The organism is Streptomyces sp. NPDC059037, from assembly GCF_042740015.1.
Classification (GTDB): Bacteria; Actinomycetota; Actinomycetes; order Streptomycetales; family Streptomycetaceae; genus Streptomyces.
Genome location: NZ_JBHYIG010000399.1, coordinates 1 through 6,865 on the forward strand (window position 1 = coordinate 1; position 6,865 = coordinate 6,865).

6 protein-coding genes are annotated in these 6,865 nt (G+C 74.2%); all 6 read left to right on the forward strand.

Annotated elements, in window-relative coordinates:
• Window positions 1-159 precede the first annotated feature (159 nt).
• The 6 genes from ACFWY6_RS43045 to ACFWY6_RS43070 all read left to right on the forward strand — a co-directional run bounded on the left by ACFWY6_RS43045 (window position 160) and on the right by ACFWY6_RS43070 (window position 6,830).
• The gene (locus tag ACFWY6_RS43045; protein ID WP_384702647.1) at window positions 160-756 is read left to right on the forward strand and encodes an ankyrin repeat domain-containing protein; all 597 of its coding nucleotides are present in this window, start codon (window positions 160-162) and stop codon (window positions 754-756) included.
• On the forward strand, window positions 753-1,865 hold the full coding sequence (locus ACFWY6_RS43050; protein ID WP_384702650.1) for a YncE family protein: 1,113 nt from the start codon (window positions 753-755) through the stop codon (window positions 1,863-1,865). Before ACFWY6_RS43045 ends, ACFWY6_RS43050 begins: the two co-directional genes overlap by 4 nt.
• Window positions 1,866-2,003: 138 nt before the next feature.
• Entirely contained in the window at window positions 2,004-2,528 is a 525-nt protein-coding gene (locus ACFWY6_RS43055; protein ID WP_384702653.1) for a hypothetical protein, read from the forward strand.
• A gap of 155 nt (window positions 2,529-2,683) precedes the next feature.
• The gene (locus tag ACFWY6_RS43060) at window positions 2,684-4,207 is read left to right on the forward strand and encodes an FUSC family protein (protein WP_384702656.1); all 1,524 of its coding nucleotides are present in this window, start codon (window positions 2,684-2,686) and stop codon (window positions 4,205-4,207) included.
• 222 nt (window positions 4,208-4,429) lie between these two features.
• The gene (locus tag ACFWY6_RS43065) at window positions 4,430-5,701 is read left to right on the forward strand and encodes a nitric oxide synthase oxygenase (protein WP_384702658.1); all 1,272 of its coding nucleotides are present in this window, start codon (window positions 4,430-4,432) and stop codon (window positions 5,699-5,701) included.
• Window positions 5,702-5,774: 73 nt separating this feature from the next.
• Window positions 5,775-6,830: a lactonase family protein gene (locus ACFWY6_RS43070; protein ID WP_384702661.1), complete on the forward strand. Its 1,056-nt coding sequence runs from the start codon at window positions 5,775-5,777 to the stop codon at window positions 6,828-6,830.
• Window positions 6,831-6,865 lie beyond the last annotated feature (35 nt).

Consider the following 6,865-nt stretch of genomic DNA (forward strand, 5'->3'; position numbering starts at 1 on the left):
ACCCGCCCCCCCTCACTCTATTTCCCCCCGGGCGGGCGCCCCCCCCGGGCCCATGCCCCCGCCCCCGTGCCCCCCGGCCCCCCCCCCCCCCCCCCGTACGGGTGCCGCCGGCCTTCTCGTACGTACGCCCATACGCCCATACGTCTCTGGAGGACCGAGATGCACGACCGCAACCGCCGGCTCCTGGAGGCCGCCCGCCGCGGTGACGCCGCCGAGGTGCGCGCCGCCCTGGACGCGGGGGCGTCCGTGGAGGCCCGCGACGACGAGCTGCGCTCCCCGCTGCTGCTCGCCTCGCTGGGCAGCCATGTGGAAGCCGCCCGAGTCCTGGTTGAAGCCGGGGCGGACCCCAACGCGCAGGACCGCCGCAGCGACAGCGCGTGGCTGGTCACCGGGGTCACCGGCAGCGTCCCGATGATGCGCGTGCTGCTGCCCGCGGGGCCGGACCTGACCCTGCGCAACCGGTTCGGCGGCGTCTCGCTGATCCCGGCGAGCGAACGCGGCCACGTCGCCTACGTACGCGCGGTGCTGCGCGAGACGGACATCGACGTGAACCACGTCAACGACCTCGGCTGGACGGCCCTCCTGGAGGCCGTGATCCTCGGCGACGGGGACCTGCCGCACCAGGAGATCGTGGAACTGCTCATCACGGCGGGCGCCCGCCCCGACCTCGCCGACGCGGACGGCGTCACACCGCTGCGGCACGCCGAGCGGCGCGGCTTCGACACCATCGCGGCGCTCCTGCGGGCCGTGTCGTGAGGGCGGGCCTGCTCGGCGCGGTGGCCGTGGTCCTCCTCGTCACCGGCTGCTCGACGGCCGGGGCGTCCGGGGCGGCCGGGTCTGGGGCCCCCGCACCCCGGACGGCGAGCGTCACACCCTCCGCCCCCGCCCCGGAGCGCACCCCGGACGGCACCCTCCTGGTCGCCGACTTCGACAGCGACACCGTCACGTTCGTCGACCCCGAACGCGGACCGATCGACTCGGTGAAGGTGGGCACCGCGCCGTACGGCCTGGTCGTCGGGGACGACGGCAGGGCATGGGTCGCGACCGCGGAGGGCGTGACCGTCGTCGACACCGAAGCACGCGAACGCCTCGACCGGATCCCGTACACGACCGACACCGGCCCCGTCACGACGGGCGAATACCGGGGCGGCGGCATGGGCATCGCGCTCGCGCCGGACGGCGAACGGGTCTACGTCGGCGTCAACGTCCCCGACGCGAAGGGCGTCCTGGAGGTCATCGACAGCAAGGAGCGCGAGGTCACGGACACGGTCCCGGTCGGCCGCCGCCCCTTCGACGTCGACGTGGCCCGCGACGGCGACGAGGTGTACGCGACCGGCCACGACTCCTACGACGTGACCGCCGTACGCACCGACACCCTCACCCCGCGCCGCCTCGAAGTCGCCCCCTACGGCACCGAGGGCGGCCTCGGCTCCTGGCTGAAGCCGCACTACGCCGTCGTCCGCGAGGACGGAAGGCTCGCGCTGCCCTTCGAGGGCGAACGCCTCGCCGTACTCGATCCGCGCACCGGCGACGTCGACATCGAGCGCATGACGGCCGACACCCACCAGCACGGCGCCGCACTCGCCCCGGACGGCACCCTCCTCGTGGTCGGCACGGGCCCGATCGACGGCTCCGACAAGGGCCCGTCCCTGACGATCCGCGAGCCCGGCGGCCGAGAACGGGTGATCCCCCTCGACGGCCCGCACGAGGACGTCACCGCCTCCGAGGACGGCCGGACGGCCTACGTGACCGGCGGCTTCACCCGCGACGGCTCCTGGGACGGCATCACCGTCGTCGACCTGGACAGCGGCACCACGCGTCGACTGCCCGCGGGGGTGCGGCCGTTGGGGATCGCGGTGCTCTGACGTCCCCTCCGCCGCACGGCGGAGGCGCCACACGCGGCGACGGTACCCAGGCCTGATGCCCGCACGCTCGCACAAGAGGACCGTGAAACCGGCCGACGGAGGGCGTCGGCCGGTGAGGCTTGTGAGACAGGAGCGGGGATGACGCGCGTGGTGAAGCCGGCGGTGGTCCGGACGGTCGTGGCCCTGGGCAGTGCGGCCGCTGTGCCTTACATCGCCCTGAAGACGTACTGGGCGATGGGCGGCAGGGCGGGGCTCGCGGACGGGTTCGACGTGGCCGACGAGTTCGCGAAGAACGGTGCCTCCGACCAGGTGGTGTGGCTGGAGCGGCACGGCATCGACTTCACGGCCGTCATGGCGCTGATGGGGGTGGTGCTGGCCTTCGCGCTCGTCCGGCCGTGGGGACGCAGGTTCCCACGGTGGCTGCTGCTCACCCCGGCGTCGGCGGGCACGCTGCTCGTCCCCTACGGCCTGCTGACCGTTGTGCTCGCCCTCACCCGGAGCGGCGGCCACACCGAGTACTCGATGACGGAGTGGGTGGTGCCCGCCGGGGCCTGCGCCTTCCTCGGCATCGGAACAGCCCTGGGCGTCGGAGCCTGGTCCCGCCTGGGCCACGGCGACCGTCTGGTCCGATGGCCTGCTCGCGGTCCGGCAACAGACGAGTGAGGTGTGCCAATGGCTCAGCCGAATCGACGTCGGTTGAGCCAGGGTGCCGGTGGATGGTGTGATGGTCCCGTCGATGGCGCTGCGGATTCCGCGGCGCCTTTTTTGTGCGGGCAGGTCGATCAGGTCGATCAGGACGTGGAAGGGGCGGGGAAGCCGTGCTGAAGAGGGTGTTCGTGGCGCCGGATCCGGGGCGGGCGCGGTTGCGCTTCGCGTCTCGGGCCGTCCTCGGGATCGGCCTCGCCGTGGCCCTCTGCGGCGTGGCCGGACACTCGCTCGTCGCGGCGATCACGGGCGGCCTCGCCGCGCTGCTCGCCCTCTTCACGGTGACCGACGCGACCGTGCGCGGACAGGCGGTCACCACCGCCCTGCTGCCGGTGGTCGGGTTTCCGGTGCTGGCTCTCGCGGCGGGGCTGCATGACGTTCCGGTGGCGCGGGACGTCGCCTTCCTCGCGGTCATGGGCGCCGGGGTGTACGCGCGGCGGTGGGGGCCGCGCGGGCACTCGCTCGGGGTTTTCGCGTTCATGATGTTCTTCGCGACGCAGTTCCTGCACACGCGGCCCGGGCAGCTGCCCGAGCTGTTCGCCGCCGTCCTGCTCTCGCTGTGCGCCTCCTCGGCCGTGCGGTTCGGGGTGTGGTGCTACGAGCGGCGGCAGCCGCCCGCGGCCGTGCCGGCTCCGCCCGGCGGCAAGGGTCTTGCGCGTACGACGACCCGGCAGGCCGTCCAGGCGACGCTCGGCGGGGCCTTCGCCCTTGGCCTGGGGCAGGTGCTTTCCGACCAGCGCTGGTACTGGGCGGTGGGCGCGACCTGGTGGGTCTTCGTGAACACCGCGTCGAGCGGCGAGACGCTGGTGCGCAGCTTCCGGCGGGTCCTCGGCACCGTCATCGGCATCGCCGTCGGCTTCGTCCTCGCGGTGCCGCTGCACGGGGCTCCCGTGCCCTCGGCGGTCATCGTCGCCGTCAGCGTCTTCGGGATCTTCTACACCGCAGCCGTGTCGTACACGTGGATGATGCTCGCCGTCACCGTGATGGCCGGGGTGCTGTACGGCCTGCTCGGGGTCCTGAACCCGGGGCTGCTCGCCCTGCGCGTCGCCGAGACCGGCGTCGGGGCGCTCGGCGCCGTCATCGCCGTGCTCCTCGTCCTGCCCGTCACCACGCACGCCACCACCAACGCCTGGATCCAGCGCGCCCTGCGCTGTGTGCACGCCTGCACCGCCGAGGCCGCCGCCCGGCTCGCCGGATCCGAGTCGGCGGACCCCGCCCCGCGCGTCGCCGAGCTCGAGCAGCTCCTGGGCAAGGTGCGGTTCTCGCTCGCCCCGCTGGTGCATCCGCTCAGCCCGCTGCGGGCCCGCAAGGAGCGCGCCCGTCAGGTGCTCGCACTGCTCGACGACTGTGCCCGCGAGGTGCGCGGCCTCGCCTCGATCGCCGCGGATCCCGAGGCCTCGCACGACGCGCGCCTTGCTGCCGCGTGCTGGCGTGTGGAGGCGGCGGTGGAGGGGCTGACCGCGCCGGAGCGGATGCTCGGCGGCCACGCGGCCCACCCGGTGGCCGTGCCGCAGGGCACCGCAGCCGAGCCGGTCCTCGCCCATCTCCATGGCCTGGAGAAGGCTCTTGCCGAGCTGTCGGGGCCCTTGCACAGCCCGACGCGTACGCCGCTGGGTGCTCCGCTGGTGGGCGGGTGACGATTCTGCGGGTCGTTTGTGGCTGGGCGCGCCCACGCGGCGGAGCCGCAGATGTCACAGCCCCGCGCCCCTGACGGGGCACGTGGACAATTCGCCCCCATCTGAGGCATGTTCACCAGGCACATACAGGGTGGATCAGCCCGCCCGAGGGGTAACTGCGCGGCTAACAGACGCGCGGGCCGTGCGGGAGCGGTCCGTGCCCCGGAGCCGCCTGGGGGTGCCATGCGGAATTTCCTGCGCAGGACCGGACACGGGAAGCCCGTCGACGCCGTGGACCACCCGCATCAGCGCGCCGCCGACACGCGGTGCCCCGACGGCGCGGCGGGCCACGAGGACGGAGCCCCGGGAGCCCCGCCCGCACCCGGCATCCTGCCGGAACCCGCCCTCCGCCGAGCCGCCGCCGAGTTCCTCCGGCTGCACCACGGCGAGGCCGGCCTCGGCGACCCCGCCCCGCGCATGGCCCGGGTGTTCGCCGAGATCGCGGAGAGCGGCACCTACCGCCACACCCCGGACGAACTCGTCTTCGGCGCCCGGCTCGCCTGGCGCAACGCCGCCCGGTGCATCGGGCGCCTCTACTGGCGCTCCCTGCGCGTCATCGACCGCAGGGAGCTGACCGGCGCCGATGACGTCGCCGCCGGCGCGGCGGATCATCTGCGGGATGCCGTGCGCGACGGGCGGCGGATCAGGCCCCTCATCACCGTCTTCGCGCCCGACGCTCCGGGGCGTCCGGGGCCGCGCATCTGGAACGAGCAGCTCATCCGGTACGCGGGGTACGAACGCCCCGGCGGCGGTGTCACCGGCGACCCGCGCAACGTCGGCATCACCGCGCTCGCGCGCCGCCTCGGCTGGCCCGGCGGCCCCGGCAGCCCCTTCGACGTACTGCCCCTGGTGATCCAGGGAGGCAAGGACAAGCCCCGCTGGTTCGTACTGCCGCCCGACGCCGTTCTGGAAGTCCCGATCGAGCATCCCGAGGACTCGCGGTGGGCGGCGCTCGGACTGCGCTGGCACGCCGTGCCCGCGATCGCCTGCATGTGCCTGGAGATCGGCGGTGTCTGCTACCCGGCGGCGCCCTTCAACGGCTGGTACATGGGCACCGAGATCGGCGCCCGCAACCTCGCCGACAGCGACCGCTACGACCTCCTGCCGCGCGTCGCCGAACTGCTCGGCCTCGACACCGGCAGCGACCGCTCGCTCTGGAAGGACCGCGCCCTCGTCGAGCTCAACCGTGCCGTGCTGCACTCCTTCGACCGGGCGGGCGTCACCATGACCGACCACCACACGGAGTCCCGCCGCTTCCTGACCCACCTGGGCCGCGAGGAGCGCAAGGGCAGGACCGTGGGCGCCGACTGGTCGTGGATCGTGCCGCCGCTGTCCGGCAGCGCGACGCCCGTCTTCCATCGCACGTACGACACCGTGGAACGGCACCCCGCCTACGTCCACCACCCGGAGGCACTCGCCCGGACGCGCGGCGAATCAGGCGACGCCTTGGTCTAGACCGACTGCTAGCGTCGGCCGCAGCAGCGCCGCCCACCCGGCCGCGGCGCTCTCCGGTCGAGAGGGGAACGCAGTGGTGGGCAGGCACGGCGACAGTCAGCGGGCGTACATCGGCTCCTTCACGGCGGCGGGCGGGCCCGGCATCCTCACGGTCGCCGTGGACGCGGACAGCGGCGCGCTGACCGTCCTCAGCGCCACGGACGCCCTCCCCGATCCCTCCTACCTCGCGCTCTCGCCCGCCGGCGACACCCTGTACGCCGTCAGCGAGACCTCCGACGGCGCCGTCGCCGCCTTCCGCGTGGACGGCGACAAGCCCGAGCGGACCGGACCCCAGGTCCTCGTCGACGCCGCGGCGCCCACCCATCTCGCGCTGGTCAAGGGCCACGTCCTCACCGCGAACTACGGCTCCGGCAGCGTCACCGTAGTGCCCGTGCGCCCCGACGGAACGCTCGCTCCCGCCCTCTCCGACGTCTTGCGGCACGTCGGCTCCGGGCCCCACCCGCAGCGCCAGCAGGGCCCGCACGCCCACGAGGTGCTGCCCGATCCGAGCGGCCGCTGGGTGGTGAGCGTGGACCTCGGCACCGACTCCGTACGCGTCTGCGCGCTCACCGGCGAAGGCGGCCTCACCCTCCACCGCGAGTTCGCGCTGCGGCCCGGCTCCGGCCCCCGCCATCTCGCCTTCCACCCGCGCGGCGACCGTGCGTACGTCCTGAACGAACTCGCGCCCACCGTCACCGTCTGCGCCTGGCACGCCGCCGACGGCGCGCTCAAGCCGCTCGGCGAGGCGGCCGTGCTGCCAGGACCGGCGGACGGCGACGGCGAGGCCCACCCCTCCGAGGTCGTCGTCGCGCCCGACGGACGGTTCCTGTGGACCGCGACCCGCGGCCAGGACGTCATCTCGGTGCTCGCGCTCGACGAGGCGGGCGAGCGGCCGCGGCTCACGGCCACCGTGCCGTGCGGCGGCCACTGGCCCCGTGACCTGGCCATCGACCCGTCGGGGAGGTTCCTGTACGCGGCCAACGAGCGGTCCGGCGACGTGACCTGGTTCGCGATCGACCCGGAGACGGGCATCCCGCGGCGCGCGGGGTCGATCGAGGCTCCTGCAGCGTCCTGCGTGATCTTCGGCTGAGCCACCGCTCCCGCGGTACGCCGATGGGCCCGCCC

Excerpts from the sequence above, each read along its gene's own strand:
- ACFWY6_RS43055 (WP_384702653.1), top strand. The coding sequence starts at position 2,004 with ATGACGCGCGTGGTGAAGCCGGCGGTGGTCCGGACGGTCGTGGCCCTG.
- ACFWY6_RS43065 (WP_384702658.1), top strand. The coding sequence starts at position 4,430 with ATGCGGAATTTCCTGCGCAGGACCGGACACGGGAAGCCCGTCGACGCC.
- ACFWY6_RS43045 (WP_384702647.1), top strand. The coding sequence starts at position 160 with ATGCACGACCGCAACCGCCGGCTCCTGGAGGCCGCCCGCCGCGGTGAC.